At 68.2% G+C, this 17,292-nt stretch carries 19 protein-coding genes and 1 tRNA gene; 1 reads left to right on the forward strand and 19 read right to left on the reverse strand.

The window, feature by feature from the left end; translation table 11 throughout:
• Positions 1-2: 2 nt before the first annotated feature.
• From ACIRS4_RS31045 to ACIRS4_RS31060, 4 genes are all read right to left on the reverse strand, one after another.
• Positions 3-1,295 carry a homoserine dehydrogenase gene (locus tag ACIRS4_RS31045; protein ID WP_404202331.1) on the reverse strand — a complete coding sequence of 431 codons (1,293 nt, stop codon included), beginning with the start codon at positions 1,293-1,295 and terminating at the stop codon, positions 3-5.
• Positions 1,296-1,492: 197 nt separating this feature from the next.
• Positions 1,493-2,884, reverse strand: a complete 1,392-nt coding sequence (lysA, locus tag ACIRS4_RS31050) for a diaminopimelate decarboxylase (protein WP_404202333.1) — start codon at positions 2,882-2,884, stop codon at positions 1,493-1,495.
• Between the two features lie 111 nt (positions 2,885-2,995).
• The gene (nrtL, locus tag ACIRS4_RS31055) at positions 2,996-4,009 is read right to left on the reverse strand and encodes an ArgS-related anticodon-binding protein NrtL (RefSeq protein WP_404202335.1); all 1,014 of its coding nucleotides are present in this window, start codon (positions 4,007-4,009) and stop codon (positions 2,996-2,998) included.
• A gap of 103 nt (positions 4,010-4,112) precedes the next feature.
• The gene (locus tag ACIRS4_RS31060; RefSeq protein ID WP_404202337.1) at positions 4,113-4,619 is read right to left on the reverse strand and encodes a response regulator; all 507 of its coding nucleotides are present in this window, start codon (positions 4,617-4,619) and stop codon (positions 4,113-4,115) included.
• A gap of 83 nt (positions 4,620-4,702) precedes the next feature.
• On the opposite strand from ACIRS4_RS31060, the gene ACIRS4_RS31065 reads away from it, so the two are divergent.
• Positions 4,703-4,774 (forward strand) — tRNA-Arg (locus ACIRS4_RS31065).
• A 175-nt stretch (positions 4,775-4,949) separates the two neighbouring features.
• Here ACIRS4_RS31065 and ACIRS4_RS31070 read toward each other — a convergent pair.
• From ACIRS4_RS31070 to ACIRS4_RS31140, 15 genes are all read right to left on the reverse strand, one after another.
• Complete coding sequence (locus ACIRS4_RS31070) at positions 4,950-5,498, reverse strand: DUF6083 domain-containing protein (RefSeq protein ID WP_404202339.1); 549 nt, start codon at positions 5,496-5,498, stop codon at positions 4,950-4,952.
• A gap of 32 nt (positions 5,499-5,530) precedes the next feature.
• Positions 5,531-6,904 carry a tyrosine-type recombinase/integrase gene (locus ACIRS4_RS31075; protein WP_404202341.1) on the reverse strand — a complete coding sequence of 458 codons (1,374 nt, stop codon included), beginning with the start codon at positions 6,902-6,904 and terminating at the stop codon, positions 5,531-5,533.
• Positions 6,901-7,071, reverse strand: coding sequence for a helix-turn-helix transcriptional regulator (locus tag ACIRS4_RS31080; protein ID WP_404202406.1), 171 nt, complete (start codon positions 7,069-7,071; stop codon positions 6,901-6,903). Before ACIRS4_RS31080 ends, ACIRS4_RS31075 begins: the two co-directional genes overlap by 4 nt.
• A gap of 16 nt (positions 7,072-7,087) precedes the next feature.
• A complete protein-coding gene (gene repSA, locus ACIRS4_RS31085; RefSeq protein ID WP_404202343.1) occupies positions 7,088-8,464 on the reverse strand; it encodes a replication initiator protein RepSA in 1,377 nt (458 codons plus the stop codon).
• Positions 8,461-8,766, reverse strand: a complete 306-nt coding sequence (locus tag ACIRS4_RS31090) for a SpdD protein (protein WP_404202345.1) — start codon at positions 8,764-8,766, stop codon at positions 8,461-8,463. The genes repSA and ACIRS4_RS31090 overlap by 4 nt, the downstream gene beginning before the upstream one ends.
• A 24-nt stretch (positions 8,767-8,790) precedes the next feature.
• Positions 8,791-8,946, reverse strand: a complete 156-nt coding sequence (locus ACIRS4_RS31095) for a hypothetical protein (RefSeq protein WP_167795700.1) — start codon at positions 8,944-8,946, stop codon at positions 8,791-8,793.
• Between the two features lie 16 nt (positions 8,947-8,962).
• Positions 8,963-9,142: a mobile element transfer protein gene (locus tag ACIRS4_RS31100; protein WP_404202348.1), complete on the reverse strand. Its 180-nt coding sequence runs from the start codon at positions 9,140-9,142 to the stop codon at positions 8,963-8,965.
• A 15-nt stretch (positions 9,143-9,157) separates the two neighbouring features.
• The gene (locus ACIRS4_RS31105; RefSeq protein ID WP_404202350.1) at positions 9,158-9,838 is read right to left on the reverse strand and encodes a DUF2637 domain-containing protein; all 681 of its coding nucleotides are present in this window, start codon (positions 9,836-9,838) and stop codon (positions 9,158-9,160) included.
• A gap of 86 nt (positions 9,839-9,924) precedes the next feature.
• On the reverse strand, positions 9,925-11,295 hold the full coding sequence (locus tag ACIRS4_RS31110; RefSeq protein WP_404202352.1) for an FtsK/SpoIIIE domain-containing protein: 1,371 nt from the start codon (positions 11,293-11,295) through the stop codon (positions 9,925-9,927).
• Between the two features lie 5 nt (positions 11,296-11,300).
• A complete protein-coding gene (locus ACIRS4_RS31115; protein ID WP_404202354.1) occupies positions 11,301-11,648 on the reverse strand; it encodes a hypothetical protein in 348 nt (115 codons plus the stop codon).
• Between the two features lie 182 nt (positions 11,649-11,830).
• Entirely contained in the window at positions 11,831-12,652 is an 822-nt protein-coding gene (locus ACIRS4_RS31120; RefSeq protein WP_404202356.1) for an integrase, read from the reverse strand.
• Positions 12,649-13,500 carry a sigma-70 family RNA polymerase sigma factor gene (locus tag ACIRS4_RS31125; RefSeq protein ID WP_404202358.1) on the reverse strand — a complete coding sequence of 284 codons (852 nt, stop codon included), beginning with the start codon at positions 13,498-13,500 and terminating at the stop codon, positions 12,649-12,651. Before ACIRS4_RS31125 ends, ACIRS4_RS31120 begins: the two co-directional genes overlap by 4 nt.
• Positions 13,501-13,675: 175 nt before the next feature.
• Positions 13,676-14,077, reverse strand: a complete 402-nt coding sequence (locus ACIRS4_RS31130; protein WP_404202360.1) for an ATP-binding protein — start codon at positions 14,075-14,077, stop codon at positions 13,676-13,678.
• A 98-nt stretch (positions 14,078-14,175) separates the two neighbouring features.
• Positions 14,176-15,003, reverse strand: a complete 828-nt coding sequence (locus ACIRS4_RS31135) for a helix-turn-helix domain-containing protein (RefSeq protein ID WP_404202362.1) — start codon at positions 15,001-15,003, stop codon at positions 14,176-14,178.
• 461 nt (positions 15,004-15,464) lie between these two features.
• Positions 15,465-16,673, reverse strand: coding sequence for a DUF6575 domain-containing protein (locus ACIRS4_RS31140; RefSeq protein WP_404202408.1), 1,209 nt, complete (start codon positions 16,671-16,673; stop codon positions 15,465-15,467).
• Positions 16,674-17,292 lie beyond the last annotated feature (619 nt).

Consider the following 17,292-nt stretch of genomic DNA (forward strand, 5'->3'; position numbering starts at 1 on the left):
GGTTACTCTCCTTCAACCCGCATGATGCTGGCGACACCCCGCACGGTGTCGAGCTTGCGCAGCGCCTCGACGGTCCCGGTGAGGGAGGCGTCGGAGGCCCTGTGGGTGACGACGACGAGGGAGGCCTCGCCGTCCTTACCCTGCTGACGAACCGTATCGATCGACACGCCGTGTTCCGCGAACACGGTCGCCACCTGGGCGAGAACACCCGGTTTGTCCGCGACGTCGAGGCTGATGTGGTAGCGGGTGACCACATCCCCCATCGGCGAGACGGGCAGGGCGGCATAAGCCGACTCGCCGGGCCCCGTCGCCCCGCTGAGCCGGTTGCGGCAGACGGCGACGAGGTCGCCGAGCACGGCGGAGGCGGTGGGCGAACCGCCCGCGCCGGGGCCGTAGAACATGAGCTGGCCGGCCGCGTCGGACTCCACGAACACGGCGTTGTACGCGCCGCGCACGGAGGCGAGCGGGTGGCTCAGCGGAATCATGGCGGGGTGCACGCGCGCGGTGACGGAACCTCCGTCGGCGGCCCGCTCGCAGATGGCGAGCAGCTTGATGGTGCAGCCCATCTCCTTGGCGGAGGCGAAGTCGGCCGCGGTGACCTCGGCCATGCCCTCGCGGTAGACGTCGTCGAGACGCACCCGCGTGTGGAAGGCGATGCCGGCGAGGATGGCGGCCTTGGCGGCGGCGTCGAAGCCCTCGACGTCGGCGGTCGGGTCGGCCTCGGCGTACCCGAGCGCGGTCGCCTCGTCGAGGGCCTCCTGATAGCCCGCGCCGGTGGAGTCCATCTTGTCGAGGATGAAGTTGGTCGTGCCGTTGACGATCCCCATCACCCGGTTGATCTTGTCGCCGGCGAGGGACTCGCGCAGCGGGCGGATCAGCGGGATGGCGCCGGCCACGGCGGCCTCGTAGTAGAGGTCCCGGCCGTGCTCCTCGGCGACCGCGTGCAGTGCGGCGCCGTCCTGGGCGAGGAGCGCCTTGTTCGCGGAGACGACGGAGGCGCCGTGCTCGAAGGCGGTGGTGATGAGGGTGCGGGCGGGCTCGATGCCCCCGATGACCTCGATGATGACGTCGATGTCCCCGCGTTTGACGAGGGCGGTGGCGTCGGTGGTGACGAGGGCCGGGTCGATGCCCTCGCGCACCCGGGACGGCCGCCGCACGGCGACGCCCGCGAGCTCCACCGGGGCGCCGATCCGGGCCGTGAGGTCGTCGGCGTGCGTCGTCATGATGCGCGCCACCTCTGAGCCGACCACTCCACAGCCCAGCAGCGCCACCTTCAGCGGACGCGTACGCATCATCCGACCTCGTTTCCTCATACCGTCTTCGGTTGGACCAGTCTCACCCACCGAACCGGACTTTCTGACCCGGGTCCGGATCGTGAGACGTTTATTTCATTTTCTCAGCGGCGGCGGACAGGAGATCTTGCGCCTGGCTCCTGCCCCCGTCCGCCTGGCCTTTCACCGGGTTCTCCCTCGGTTCCCACCGAGCCGGTGCCTCACCCGACGTCGAGCCGCAGGAGATCCTCCTCGGTCTCCCGCCGCACGATGAGCCGGGCCTCTCCGCCCGCGACGGCGACCACCGGCGGCCGGGGCACGTGGTTGTAGTTGCTGGCCATCGACCTGCAGTACGCGCCCGTGGCCGGAACGGCGATCAGGTCACCCGGTGCCAGGTCCGCCGGGAGGAAGGCGTCCTTCACCACGATGTCACCGCTCTCGCAGTGCTTGCCGACCACGCGGGCCAGCATCGGCGCGGCGTCGGACGTCCGCGACACCAGGGCGACGCTGTACTCCGCGTCGTACAGCGCCGTACGAATGTTGTCGGACATGCCCCCGTCGACGGAGACGTAGGTGCGCAGCCCGTCGAGCGGCTTGACGGTGCCGACCTCGTAGAGCGTGAAGGCGGTGGGCCCGACGACGGCGCGGCCCGGCTCGACGGAGATGCGCGGCGTGCGCAGCTTGGCGGCATCACACTCACGGGTGACGATCTCGGTCAGCGCCTTGGCGATCTCGTGCGGCTCACGGGGGTCGTCGTCGCTCGTGTACGCGATCCCGAGGCCGCCCCCGAGGTCGATCTCTGGCAGTTCGACCCCGTGCTCGTCCCGGACGTCCTTCAGCAGCCCGACCACCCGGTGCGCGGCGACCTCGAACCCGGACATGTCGAAGATCTGCGAGCCGATGTGGCTGTGGATGCCGATGAGTTCGATCCCGTCGAGCTGGAGGGCCCGGCGTACGGCCTCGGCGGCCTGGCCGCCCGCGAGCGGGATGCCGAACTTCTGGTCCTCGTGCGCGGTGGCGATGAACTCGTGGGTGTGGGCCTCGACGCCGACGGTGATACGGATCTGCACGCGCTGCCGCCTGCCGAGCGACTGCGCGATGTGCGCGACCCGCACGATCTCCTGGAAGGAGTCGAGCACGATCCGCCCGACCCCTTCGCGCACGGCCCTCTCGATCTCCCCCACGGACTTGTTGTTGCCGTGGAAGGCGATCCGCTCGGCGGGCATGCCGGCGGAGAGCGCGGTGGCGAGTTCGCCGCCGGAGCAGACGTCGAGGTTGAGCCCTTCCTCGTGCAGCCACCGCACGACGGCACGCGACAGGAACGCCTTGCCGGCGTAGAAGACGTCGGCGTCGGTCCCGAAGGCGCTGCGCCACGCCCGTGCACGGGCCCGGAAGTCGGCCTCGTCCAGGATGTAGGCGGGGGTGCCGTGCTCCTCGGCGAGCGTCTTCACGTCGACCCCGCCGACGGTGACGACGCCGTGGGCGTCCCGGCTGACGGTCTGGGCCCACACCTTCGGGTCGAGGGCGTTGAGGTCGGCGGGCGGGGCGGAGTAGTGGCCCTCGGGGTAGACGTCGGCGTGACGGGGCCCGGCGGGGTGTGCGGAACGGCTCATCTTGGGAGTGCTCTTTCGGGGCGGGTCAGGGTGTGAACGTTGACCGGGGCTGATCGAGGTGCTGATCCGGATGTTGACGTCGTTCTATGACTCAGATGTCGTTCTGTGACTTCAGAGGTGATCGGGAGCGTCGATGCCGAGGAGAGTGAGGCCACCGGCGAGCACCGTCCCGACGGCTTCGGCGAGCGCGAGCCGGGCGCGGTGGGCGGCCGTGGGTTTCTCGTCCCCGCGGGGCAGGACGGTGGGGAAGAAGGGGAGGGCGGTGTCGGCGAGATCGAGGAGATGCCTGGTGAGGCGGGAAGGCGCGCCGATGCCGTCCGGGTGCGGAAGGGAGGCGGCGGTGCCGAGAACGCGGGGGTGGTCCGCGAGGAGGGTGAGGAGGGGGTGGGCGCCGGGGGTGTCGGCGAGGTGGGGGGTGTGACCGTCGGCGGCGAAGCCGAGGGCGTGGGCGTGGCGCCGGAGGGCGCGGGCGCGCGCGTGGGCGTACCGGACGCGGAAGAGGGGGTTCGCCTCGCGCTGGACGAGGTGGTCGGCGGTGATGCGGGGCCGGTCGCGCGGGGCGGGATGCAGCAGGGCCCAGCAGGCGGCGTCGAGCCCGAGGGGGGCGGGGTCTTCGGGCGAGGGCACGGGCCGCAGGTTCACGGGCTCCCGGTGCAGGACCTCGACACGGCCGCCCTGGGAGCCGACGATCCGCCCGAGGGCGTCGGCGAGGACTTCGGCGCGGACCTCGTAGGGCACGCGCAGTTCGAAGACCCGCCCGGTGAGGGCGTCGGTGTGCCCGTACCGCAGCCCCTCGTCCTGGACGCGCCGCACCAGTTCACCGAGGCCGGCGGAGACGGCGGCGGGATCGAGGCTGATGTTGAGGAACCCGGGCCCGGTGATCTCGACGTCGACGACGCCGACGGCGTCGGACAGGTAGCCCTGGAGCACTTCGGCGACGCGAAGGGGAGGCTGCCCGGCAGGGCGGGCCAGCTGGAGGGCGACGTTGGTCGCGTAGTCACCGCATCCCCCTGGCCCGGGCGGCGCGACGACGACCCGCGAGGGGACGTCCACGCTGAGCTCACCGGCGTCCACGGCACGGCGCACCGCGTGCACGACGGTGCGGGAGAGCTCGACGGGGGTCACGGCACAAGCGTAGGGGAGGAGGGGGGTGGGGAGGCGAGCCGCCGGGGCCGGTGGTCCGGGATATGGACGGCGCCGCGCACCGGGCGCCGCCGGCGGTGCCCCGTCAGGCGGACCGCTCGTGTTTGTGAGGACGAGGCACCCGCGCTAACCCACCGAACCCGGCACCGGCGCCTCCCGCCCCTCCCCCCTCGATCAACTTCCTTACGACGCTGACCAGTTCAGCGGGCTCGAAAGGCTTGCTGAGGAAGGCGTCGACGCCGACCTCAAGCCCGGCCTCGACCTCGTAGGGCGTACAGGCGCTGATGATGGCGAGGGGGAGATCGCGGGTGAGCGGATCGGTACGGAGCCGGGCGGCGGTACGGAGGCCATCGAGCCGAGGCATGACGACATCGAGGGTCACGAGGTCGGGCCGCACCTGATGAACGACTTCCAGACACTCGGCACCGTCGGACGCGGTCACGACCTCGAGGCCCTCCAGCTCGAGATTGACCCTGATCAGCTGCCGGATGACCTTGTTGTCATCGACAACAAGCACCCGACCCGACGCGCCTGACACAACTCGAGAGTAGGTCGACACCGGCCACCGCGTCCGGGTTTTCCCCACTTCCACCCCACGCCCCCGAAACCCGTTCCTGATCACCCGGGCCGAGCTGGTAGTGTTCTACCCGTCGCCGCGAGCAACGCGACGAACACGCCCCCGTAGCTCAGGGGATAGAGCAACGGCCTCCGGAGCCGTGTGCGCAGGTTCGAATCCTGCCGGGGGCACCTTGGATCAGGTGCCTAAAGACCCCGCCACCAGCGAGAACGCTGAGGACGGGGTCTTCGTGTATGTGCAGGCGTATGCAGCACTGAGCGGCCCTATGACGGGGTCTGTGGACTATTCGTGGACAGGATCTTGGGGCATCCTCCCTGGTCAGCCCCAGCGTTTCCGAAGCCTTCCTCAGCCGGCGTCCGGCCACTCCTCAGGGGGCACAGGCGGCGGCTCCGGGTCGCTCTGCCGCTCCGCTTGCCGCGCGTTCTCCGCTCGCAGGCTGGTCAACCACGGCCATAGATCCGGCAGAGCCTGCTGCGGGCAGGCTAGACAGTGCTCGATGCGGCACCGCTGGAATTGATCCGGCGGACACACTCCGTAGACCGTCACCCGCCCATCGGACAGCTCGATCCAGCGGTGCTCCGCCGGCACCGTATGCGCCAGCGGGCGCATGTCCGGCTCCAGCAGCACCCAGTCCTGCTCAAGCGTCGCCACCCGATCCTGCAAGAGCCCGCAGTAAGGACACCGGATCTGCCCACTGCCTAAGCGGCGCGGCTTCTCATCTAAAACCCCCATAACGTGAGAGTCGCCAGGCAGTCGGCCAAGGCGTAGAGCGCGAACCAGACGGAACACCTGGGGTGGCAGTACGCCGATGAGACGAGACGCGACGCGGCAGGTGCAACCAGAACCTAACGGCCGTCGGCGCACGGCCGAGATAAGGCGAAGCCCCCGGCCCATGCGGGCTGGGGGCTAGCGGCCAACGTGGACGATTACTCGTACTCGCGCAACAGCTCCTCGATCTTTCGGTTGGCCACCTCCTGCCGACCATCGATGCACTTGGCATACCGAGAGAGAAGGACCTCCACACTGTTGCCCGCCCGTTCGGCAACCTCGGTCGCATCCACTCCGGAGTTGAGCCAGGTGGACAGCGCCGAGTGCCGCAAGTCGTACGGCCGTGCAGCGAGCGGCGAGGCGACGGCGGCCGGCGGAAGCGCCAGAGGCCGGGCTTCCTGCCAGACGCGGTAATACGTCGACGAGCCGACCACTCCCCCACGCTCGTTGGTGAACAGCCGCCCGTCCTCGGCGGTGCCGAAGGTATCGAGGTGTTGCCGCAGAGTGGCGACGAGCTGAGGCGGGATCGGCACAGGCCGGACTTCTTCGGCAGGCCGGTTCTTCAAGCCGCGGTCGTCGTGCGTCTCACCGGAGTCCGTCCACTGCTTGCCGGCACTGGGTCGTGTCCGGTGAAGGAGCGCCGTACCCCAGCCCGCCTCCGGCAGCTTCAGATCCGCTCCCGTGAGTCCCACGACCTCGGCGGGCCGGAAGGCTCCGTAGTACATGCAGGCGAACAGGCCGACGAGTCGACGGCCGCGAGCCCGGCCATATCCACCGACGTACGAAACAGCGGTCAGCAGGGAACGCGCCTGCTCGGGATTGGCGACCACACGCGGATCGACTTCCCCCGCGACCTTCGGCTTTTTCCACCGAATTCCAGTGATCGGATTCTCTTTGAACTCTCCAAGATCCACTGCATAGTGCAGGGCGTTGACGAGTGTCCGGCGCTTGCGGCGTACGGTCTCCGCGGCAGCTGCCGTTCCGTCGAGCTTCAGCTTCAGCGAGTCCAGAACAGCCCTTGCGACTGCGGCGTCCCCAAGGTCGGCCAGGGGACGCGATGCCTTCGAGACCCAATGCAGCACGCTCGCGACGTCATCCGGCAAGTCGCGATCATCAGGGCCAGGCAGGACGAAGGCCCAGTTGCGTAGCGCCTTCCTGATCAGCTCTTCGGGAGGCTGCCCCGGCCGGTCGTCCAGAAGCGCCATGGTCACCGCGGTCAACGACTCGTTGATCCCGCTACGCGTGTTGGGCGCCGCATGCGGCCACTTCATAGCGAGGTACTTGAGAGCAAAGGCGTACCAGCTCGTCGAAAACGCCTTTTCGACCATCGAGTCAGGCAGCCCCGTGACCGTGTCGAACTCTTCACCGCCGTGGGCGGCCCGGAGGAGTTTGGAACGATAGTGGTCCGCCAGTCCTTTGGTGCGGAACTGATCGGAGAACACATTCCCGGCAACGATCCACCGGACGTCGTAGGACGACTTCTTTGTGTTCCTCTTCCGAACGCCCCACACCTTCACGTCGAGAGACTTCACGCAGCCGCCTCCAACTGCCGCAGCCACGTGGTGAAGTCACTCCGCCAAACGCGCAGTTCTCCATTCGGCAGCTTGAATGCCGTTGGCCCCATGCCAAGCTCGCGCCAGCGGTAGAACGTACGCCGTGAGATTCCGCCCAGCTCATCAAGGATCTGCGGGACGGTCATCAACTCATCTCTCACGTCAGGCTCCTTCCATGGCAGCAAGTTCCTCGCGGGCGGTCTCTCGGTTGAGTTGGATGTCGCGGCGGATCGTGGCGGCGAGCCAGGATTCGCCGGGGGTGTGGCCGTGGCCGGCGTAGGACCAGTGCGCGAGGGTCAGAATGGTTGCCTCTGCGGCGGCCGGATCGGGTAGGCCGAGCGCTTCGCGCTGTTGGGCGGCGCGGTAGTCGGCGCGAGTTCGGCGGAGTGCGCCGAGGGTGGTGGAGTAGCGACGGGACTTGGTGGAGAAGTGGCCGCGGAAGCCGAGCATGTGAGCCCAGTCCCGAAGCTTGCGGTCCGGATAGAGCGCGTGGAGGTCGAGGCAGGCCGCGATCAGTCGAGCCGGGTGGTCCGGGACGTCGAGCAGCACCAGGGCCTCTTTGTTGCCGATGCGGTGGTCGACGGTGCCGGTGGTCTCGGCCGCCTTGGTGGCGTACTTGGCGACGTAGGAGGCGACGGCCTGTTCGGTGATCTCCTCACCGTCGCCGAAGACCCCGATGGGCTGCACGTCGAGCTGCGTGCCCCAGCGCAGGGTTCGGGCGGGCTGGTCACCGGCCGGGGGTACGTCGACCGCGACGCGGCGGGCGGCGGCGCGGATTGCGTCGGTGAGGAGGTCGAGGGTCGCCCAGGCCGGGGGCGGGGAGTCCGGGCCGTCGGGTCCGTCGAAGCGGATCACCGCATGAAAGTGCACGGCCCCGCGCTTCTGGTACTCCGCGACCTTGCCGAAGGCGACACGGGACTGTGCGTGCGCTTCCTTCTGCGTGAGGCCTGCCCGCTTGGCGATCTCCCGGCGCAGGTAGATCGTGAAGTACCGCCACAGCTCGGAGGCGTGGTTGTTCCACAGCACCGCGCCCGCGTAGTCGTACCTGTCCGGGTTGAGCGGGGTGCCGAGTTCGGGGGCATCGTCGGCGTGGTGGACGCCGCAGCGGCAGGGCCGGTTGCCCGGCCGGTTGTGGACGGGGCCGAAGGACGGAGCGGTCAGCGTCGCGAAGACACGGGGGTGATCCCGGAGGGTGTCCGGGGTGCCCTTGGCGGGGTCGCCGACCAGGCCCGCGCGGATCAGGTGGTACGTGTCCCCCGCGTAGGTCCAGGCACAGGAGGGGCACCGGGAGGCGCGCCGGTTTCCGCAGGCGACGCGGAGGCGGCCGCCGGGTTCGCTGTCGGTGCTGTAGCTGTGCAGTACTCGGCCAGTGGCCCGGTCGCGGATGACCGTGGAGCCCTGGAGGTGGATGGGGTTGGAGCAGCCGCCCGTGCGGCGGATCTGGTCCTGCACGCGGTCGAAGCCGGGGGATCCGGCCAGCCTCATCACGTCGGTGAGGGTGGCCGGGTCCAGGCCCGCCATGACGGCGGAGTCGGTCACGCCTTGCTCTCCTTGAGGATCGAGCGGATGACGACCGCGCAGACCGCCACGGAGGCGGCGGTGACGGCGACTGCGAGGAGCATCGAGACCAGGACCGCGCCCACGACCAGGACCACGGCACCGCCACCGGCGACCAGGGCGAGCGTGCTGCCCGCGGTGAGCTGGACGGCCGGCCGGTTGGTGGACGGGGCAGACGGCACCGGGGCGTGAGCCGGGACGTAGGGCACCGGGCTGTAGGCGGTCGGAACCGTCGGGGCGGGGTTCGGCGCGGTGTCCTGCGGCGGGTATTTCGGGGTGAACACGTCGGTGATTCCTTCTGAGGGCGGTCAGTCGAGGAGCGTTGCGACGGCGGGGGCAAGGACGCTGTTCGCGACGAGGTAGCCGCCGAGGAGCAGCAGGGCGACCAGCCACCACGGCGGGCGGGCGAGCTGGATGCCGAGGACGGCGACGACGAGCACGGCGAACCAGAGCGGGACGTCCATGGCGGTGATCTCCTTCTCAGGCCGTGCAGCGGTGGGTGCGGGCGGCGAGTTCGGCGGCGGCGCGGCTGTCGTACTCGGCGGAGAAGTCGCAGCGCGGCGCGGTGCAGGCGGCCAAGTGGCGGTTGCGGCCACGGGCGAGGAACGTGGCGACCTGTACGGGACCGAAGCGGCGGACGTTGCGGAAGCGCGGAGTCACGTGGGCGTTCCCTTCTCAGAGGTGAGCGGCGACGGAGGCCGTCATGGACGGAGGCAGGCCGAGCCGGGCGCGTACGGCGTCGGGATCGGCGGGAAGGCCGGTGGTGGCGCGGTGTTCCTTGGCGAGGGCCTGCACGCGGTCGACGAGTGCGGGTGGGAGGGCTACGGCCGGAGTGGGCGCCGGGGCGGTGACCACGTCGGAGGCGGGCTCCGGTGGCGGGGCCGGGAGGGCGTCACGGGGAGAGGCGTCGACCGCGGGCGGAGCTGAGATCGGTTCGGCGTTCGGTTCCGGGGATTGCGGAGCCGCAGGCTTCTCGGAGGTTCGGGGCTCGTGTGCGAGCAGCGTTCCGCCGAAGAAGGCGAGGGCTGGCCACCCGGCCACCACGACGCGAAGCGGCGCGGGGACGTGGTCCAGGTCGAGGAGACCGGCCGTGGCGACGTTCGCACCCAGGGATGCACACAAGGCGATCAGGAACCACAAGCGCGCTCCCCCGGCGGGCTGTCCGGCCCGCTGCTGTGCACGCATCCGACGCCAGGCGGCGACCAGCAGCAGGTCGACGCTGACCGGGTAGGCCCATGCCTTCCAGCCGCCCTGTCCTGCCGCTTCTGCGAGGTCGTGAAGGTGGGCGAAGGACAGGGCACCCGCGATGGCGGCTTGGATGATCACTGCGTCCACGCGGGCCAGGTGGGCACGCATCGGCTCGCCTTCCTTCCGGTTCGAGGCATGGGAGGGGTAGGGACTTGGCGCGAGGCGGTCGCGCCGGCCGTGGGAGGGGGAGGTGGTTACTCGGTCACCGGGCGCACGGTCGGTGCGGGGGTGACGGGTGACGCCGTTCCGGCAGGCTCGACGGCGACGGCGGGCCGGAGGGCGTCGAGGCGGGGCAGCTCAGGCACAAGGGCGGCGGTGGCGCGGCAAACGGCCGCCGCTTCGTCGAGGGTGAGGTGCGGGGAGCGGGCACGGGACCAACCGCCGGAGGAGTCACCGACGATCGCGACGCCGGGACGTTCGGCGGGGATGGCGGTGGCAGCGAGTGCGGCCTCCGGGGAGATGTCGGCGAGCGCCATGTTCGCCGATGTCTCGTCGTTGACGCGGTGGCAGATACGGCCGGTGAGCTGGGCTCGGAGCATGGTGGCCCCCTTGCCGAGTTCGGAGCCGAAGCGCTGCCCGCATACCTCCAGGTAGAGGCCGGCCGCGCGGCCGAGCTGGGCGACGCGGATCAGCTTGGTGACCATGGCGTCGCGCCGCTTCTCGTCCTCCTTGTTGGCGGCGAGGAAAAGTTCCGCCACCTCGTCGACGACGACCACGACCGGCACCGGCCGTACCTTCTCGGGCAGTCCCCACACGTCCGAGGTGAGGACGGTGTCCGGTCCGACGGCCGAGCTGAGCCCGATCAGCCGGAACCGTGCCTCCATCTCCTCCAGCAGGGCGTCAAGGAGTTCGTTGGCCCGGTCCGGGGTGTCCGCCAGAGCCGACAGGCGGGGAGCGAACGGCGCGAGTTCGACACCCCATTTGCAGTCGATCCCGACGAGCACGACCGGTTGCCGGGCGAGGCCGCACAGCAGGTTCCGCAGGTAGACGGACTTGCCGGATTGCGTTGCGCCGAGGATGAGTTCATGCGGCACGGCACGGAAGTCACGTACGTGCCAGCGTCCGTCATCCCGCAGCGCCAGAGGCAGGGAGAGCAGGCCCCCGTCCTTCGGCCGTCGCAGAGGCCGCCGTACGTCCGCGAGCACATCCCAGCCGATCAGCCGCAGTTCGAGCCATCCGGGCTTGGTCGGGCGGATGTGGACGGCGTGAGCGGCCCATGCGTGTCGCAACCGGTCGGCCGAGGCGATGAAGTCCTCGGGAGCCTGTCCGGCCGCCATGCGCAACCGCATGACCAGTCCTGAACCGGTCGGCCGCGGGAACGACCTGCGAGGCGGTACGGGAGCCGCCTCCCGACCGACCAGCCGAGCCGTGGCCCGACGGACGGCGGAGGCCGGGACCGTCAGGCCGCAGGCATCCATGGTCGCCCGGTAGGTGGTGACCACGCGCACTGCGACCAGCGGGTACCCGACGACCCACCAGAACGCGGCCGGCATACGCCGACGCAGCACCAGCAGGCCCGCGAGAGCCACCAGGCACAGCGTCAGCGTCCACAGTGTGTCGGTCACGGCGGTCAGCCCTTCACCGGCGCGGGGCTGGTGACCATGACCGCGTCCGCCCGGTATGCGATGCCGTGGCGCATCCGACCGCCGAACTCGCTCTCCCAGGGCCGGGCGACGAGGCCGGAGAGGATTACAGGTGCGCCCATGACCAGACCGTCACCGATGCCCGGCTCCGGAACGGTGACCTTGATCATGTCCGAACCGCCCTGCGCGATGAACACCAGCTCCAGGACCATCAGCCGCTGGTTCGTCGTCGGGTCGACGGCGACCTCACCGGTCTGACGGTCCTTCACCTTCACTTCCGGCAGCTTGGTGACGAGCAGCGTTGCGGCCGAGACATCTACGGGGATGACACGCATTTCTTGAACCTCACTCGTTGGCAGTGCCCTGCTGGGCTTCGCTCGGGCTGGATACCCCCCTAGACAGCACAGGGGGTGGCCCGCCCTAACCGTCTAGGGGGGTGGACGACAACAGTAAGCCGACGCCCCATCAACTGTCTAGGGGGGTATACGAGCGTGTCTCGGAGCCGTGAAGGTTCGAGCTACCGCAACGCGAGGTGGAGGACGGTCGCGTCATCGTGCGCTTTACCTCGCGGCCAGCGCCGCCCCTCAGAGTCGCCGGCCTCCACTTCTCGGACTCGGCGGATCAGCTCGGCCGGGCCGGAAGTGCCGACGACTGCCAATGTCTCTTTCCAGGTGGTGAGTTCGAAGCGGTCGACGAGGCGGGTTGCCCCGTCGCTCAGCAGCGTCACGGAAGCCAGGGAAGCGAGAGGCACCGTCCCGGTGAGGGCATGCTCGGCCGCTCGCGGCTCGGGGCCGGCGATCCAGAAGCCGTTCTGCTTGTTCCGAAGCTGCGTCAGGGCGTCGCGGTACTCGGCAAGGGCGGCGGCGTGTTCGGGTGAGCCCGTGGGCAACGCGTCGACCGGTCCGCGCAGCCGCTTGCCGACCTCGTCCAATCGCCGATCAGTGACGGCAGTCGCCTCTCCCCACGCGTCGGCCAGCAGGAGGGTCGAGTCGCCGAGGACGAGGTACTCCAGGTCTTCGCCGCGGGCACGTACAGCGATGACCGTGCTGGTGGGGCTGGCCCGATGCACCAGGTCACAACTGTCTTCGTGCAGCGATCGGACAGCGCGGATCGCGTCGGCCAGGCACTCGGGCAAGGGTCGGGCGGTATGCGTGGTGACGGTGCTCAGCAGTAGTCCGCCCAGCCTTGAGGAGAACCAGGCGACGCCGTGCGAGCATCCGGTTTCCCCGCCGGCCACGCCCGCACCGTCCAGGAGCACGGCAGCGCCGGGCGCGGCGGCGGCGAAGTCCTCGTTCTCTCGGCCCGGTTCGGCAGGTTGAGAGGCGAGGGTGACTCTCACGCCGCCGACTCCTCGTCGTGCCGGTAGAGGGGGGTGAGTAGTTCGACGGATCGCGGTTCGCTGGTCTCCGGGTCGTAGTCGACTCCGACCAGGGTGGAGAAACGATGCTCGCCCACCTGCCCCCACAGGGTGTTCAGGTCGTTGGCGAGCAGCTGCACCACGCCGAGGGAACCTTGCGTGTGGATGCCGGCGATGGCGAGCACCGTGCCGTTGCCGTCCGGCCGGGGCAGCCTGCCGAGGTACCCGACGTCGTACGAGCGGGCCGGATCACTGTCCTGTCCGGACCGGTGCACCGTGCCCGTTCGCCGGTCGACGACGGTCCAGGGTCCGTCTTCGGCTTGCTCCCAGCGCAGCACGGGGTCCTGGGCGTAGGTGTCCCACATCTGCTGAGACATCCGCGGGCCGCAGACGACGACCAGGCCGTCACGATCGAGGTCGATCTCACCGCTCACCAACACGTGCTCGGAGGTGACGTCGAGGCCGTAGGTCCGCCCGAGGTCTTCCAGTCGCTTGCCGGAGCTGACGTCATCCACGGCGACGACCGTGCGGCCGCGTTCGTCGTCGCGCCGCAGCGGAGTCGCGATGATGACCGCCCCACGTCCGAGGAAGGCACCCTCGGGCGCCGGTCCGGTGTGGCGGATCTGATGGATTCGCCCACGACTCAGGCCAGCCTTGGTGGCGATCTGCGCGTACGACAACCCTTGTGCATGGAGGTCCTGAACCACGCGGCGACGGAGCCGGGCGAGTTCGGTCACCTCCTGCTGAGCGTCGGCCAAACGCGTCGTGACCTCCCGCAGGAGCAGGTACGGGTCTTCGATAGCCATAATGCGCTGCAACTCGTCCGACATCACTTCACCTCCTAGCAGTACCCGCGAGTCTAGGGCTCTAGACAGTACGGGCGCGAGGAGGCGTCCGGATCGAACGCCGATCACATAGAACGTGGCCCTGCGTCGAGGCACCCCCTTGGGGCTCACTCTCTACCGCCCGCGCGGCAAGCACGGACCACCGCCGCACGGCACACCATCACAAGTCCACCCGCGCCAAGTCAGCCCAGACACAGCGCCCACCGGCGGGCCGATCCTTCACGCCCCAGTCCTTCGCGCAGGCAGAGACCAGCGTCAGACCGCGACCGCCCTGGTCCAGGCGGGCGTTCACGCTCCTCACCATGGGCTCGTCGTCGCCACCCTGGTCGACGACCTGGATCCGCACGAAGTCGTCGGTGAAGCCGACGATCACCAGGAACCATCCCCGGTACCAGCCGCTCCGTGTGTGCCGAACGGCGTTGGCCGCCAGCTCGCCGACGACCAGAGCAGCATCATCGATCAGGTTCGAGGGCTCACCCTCAAGCAGGGCGGCGACGAAGCGGCGAGCTTCGGCCACTCGCCAGGCTTGGCCGGGGAAGATGCGGGACCACTCTTTGGGCATGCGGAACACTCCTCCGCGTCTAGGGGGCTAGACGATGCAGTGAGCCCAGTATTCCCATGCGCGAGCCAGCAGGACAGGCATCTTGAGGAATTATTCCTCTAACGAGCGCTGGAGGCGTCCAGGTCTCGGAAGTCCTTCATCACCCGGAGAAGCAGTTCCCGCACTTCAGGCCCGAAGGTCGCGGCTTCTTCGAAGCGGCTGAACGTCTCTTCGTAACCGGCGACTTCGGTGGAGCCGGCGAGCACGTGCTCACCGCGGAAGGTCTCGACGACGACCGCCGCTCGATCGCACAGGGTGAACCCGTGACGCGGCATGACGGGCATGGCTTGGCGCCAAGGGACGACGCCGAGTCGAACCGTGCTCAGACTCTCGACGGCCAGCAGCCGGTCGAGCTGAGCGAGCATCAGCGCAGGACTCCCGGGCCAAGTGCGCAACACGCCCTCGGTGAGCACGAACACCGACTCCCGTCCGGGCTCGTACAAGAGACTCTGCCGCTCCACACGGGCAGCGACCGCACGACCGACGCCTTCAGGAGTGGAGTCCGGTGCACTGCCGAAGACGTGCCGGGCGTACTCAGCACTCTGGAGCATGGCCGGCAGGACGACGCATTGGAAGGAGCGGACCAGCCGAGCGGACCGCACCGCTTCATCGAGCGGCGACCCGGCAGTTGCCTCAGCACCGGCCAACTCCACAGTGCCGGGAGCGGCTTCCACGGCGACCAGGAGGTCACGCACCTCCCGAGTGGTCGACTCGTCGAGACCGAGAGCGCGAGTCAAGCGGCCCAAGACGTCGACGCTGGGGACCATGCGTCCGTTCTCCACCTTGGACACGGTGGGCTGACCAACTCCGGCCCTCTGAGCCAGCACGGCCCCAGTCAGACCAGCCTCACCACGAAGCCCCTTCAGGCGCGCTCCGAGCGCCTTCATCCGCTGCTGCCGCTCACTCCCCATGACCAGGGTTCTACACCACGAGGCAGCCCAGCCTAGATGCCTGAGCCGTGCCGATCATCGGTTCCGATGACTCAGGACGATCACCTGTTACAGGTTTCCCTACCTCATCAAGGCGGCTCGCTCCGCTCCCCGCGCGCGGCCCGGCCCCCGGCCGGGCCTGCGCTCCTGTCTCCGCCCCGCTCCAGCCCGGCCGGCGCCCGTGCCGCACACACAGCAATCAACCGCTTGATGCCAGAGAAGGGGTACGTCGTGGCTGGGGCGGTCGGCTCCACGGCTTTAGGCAGCCACTTTGGCGCGAGCCTCGAAGATCATGGCCCCAACGTCGTGCTTTACCGGGCAGGTCCACAGATTGCCCGACGCGCCGCAAGCTTACGGGGCCATGATCACTCGCGCCAAAGCAGCTCCAGCCCAAAGCCGCTGCGCCGACCTTTAGCCAACTACCGGGCCAACCCACTTATTGGGGAAACCTGCATTAGACGGTAGGTGGTCTTCCGCTCCCCAACAGTCTCATCTATTACGGTCGTACCCAAAATGAGAACGTCGTAATTCTCCTGCACAGTTGCATGCGAAGCTTGAGGCCACGCAGCATCATCGATAGCACCCTCATAATCCACTACAGGATCCATCGATTCGTCCCTGAACCCGAACGTTCGCCGCTCGGTATCAATCTTGTAGAGTCGCATACGTCGACGCACCTCTTCGACCTGATCCTCAGGAACGAGCCTCTTCAGCGTTTTCGCAAACTCATCCAGCTTGCCCGCCGGGAGCTTTCGAGCCGTATATGGCAATCGAGTGCCGGCGGCGGCGAGCGTAACGTCTCCCCCGGTCTCGGCGAGCTTCTCCACCATGGAACGGAAGCTCTTCGCGGCTCTAGGCTTGATCTCTGCCAACTTTGCAGAAAGCTCAGAATATTCGAGTGTCAGATCCAGGAGCTCTAGAACCTTTGAGGTGGTCTGGGCGAAGAGGGAATCACCCAGCAAGTCATCTAGTTCGTTCGACGCCATCTCCAGGACAAAACTCGACGCAGCCGCACCAACGACCGAGATTGCCGTCTGAGCTGCTACTTCACTCGGAATCCTGCCTCGCGGGGAGGGGTTTTCCTCCGTGAGGGAGTAGCCGACGTTGTCGTAAACTGACTGAGTAGTGAGAAGCAGACCTCCGATCCCACGAGCAGGCGCCTCACTTCGAGCGAACTGCGGAAGGGAGACACACAGACGCAACCTGGTTCGGCTTTCCTGCTTAGCCTTACTCTCAATGACTTCTTCCGACTCAGCTAAAGGAAGCGTATGAGTTGAAATATCAAGCGCGAAGTCCGGCTCCGGCAGCCACTCTTCTGGGATATCACCGGCTCGAATGGGTTTAGCAGTATCATCCCGCCCCACGTCGTGGGGTAGTGAGACTTGGAAGATGAAACCTTCCGAGGACTCAATGGCAGTCCGCAGGGGAATACCGCCAGAGCGGACCATGTCAAGGCGCGCTTGCGAGACCGGGACATAAAGCCATTCATCGCCTTCATCGCCCTCTTCCGCCCAGGCGGCAAGGAAGGTCTGATCAGTCAGCGAAGTGCAACTGAAGACGCGCGGGCCGTCGTAGTAAACGTACGACTCCTGCATCTTCAGCTCACCAAGAATAGTGTCTCTCGGCATCCAGTTCACGGCACAACCTCAAATCCCTCCCACGCCGCATCATCCGCTGTGCGCCACCACGTGTGATGAGTGCACTTCGGATTTCGCGGCGTGTGCTTCATCCTTCCTGCCCCTGTTATGTCACCTGCGGCTACCTTCTTCTTCCTCAGTGGCCCCACAGCGGACCTGGTCCTTCGAGCATCAGCCACGTCACCGAAGACGCTTAACCCAGCCGCCTCGCAGTCGTCCGGCCAGAACCTTGACCGCAGCCGCCCGACTCCGAGCAGCTCATGATGGTTCATGAAGTCGTCTGGCGTCGGCGGGTCTGTGTCGACCAGCCGGTAAAAGGTACCGGCAGCCGCCTCCGCATCGCTCGGAGGACATGCGTCCGGGAAGCTGCCAGGCCACGTCTCCAAGTTCCCCCCTGGAACGTCATCTGTGATTGTTACCCACCCCTGTGACAGTGACCCTCAAGATGATCTTGGCCATCGAGCTGATCACTGTGCTCATTGTGTCGAACATCTACCCATCGCGCCTAGATATGGAACTAACTCCTGCAGCGGCCCCGAGGGCACGGCGACGTCGAGCGAAGGGACGTCCGGTCTACTCAGTCAGGCGAGTGTCTAACGGCAACCTAGGG

Origin of the sequence: Streptomyces sp. NPDC101166 (genome assembly GCF_044768125.1) — a bacterium.
Taxonomy (GTDB): domain Bacteria; phylum Actinomycetota; class Actinomycetes; order Streptomycetales; family Streptomycetaceae; genus Streptomyces.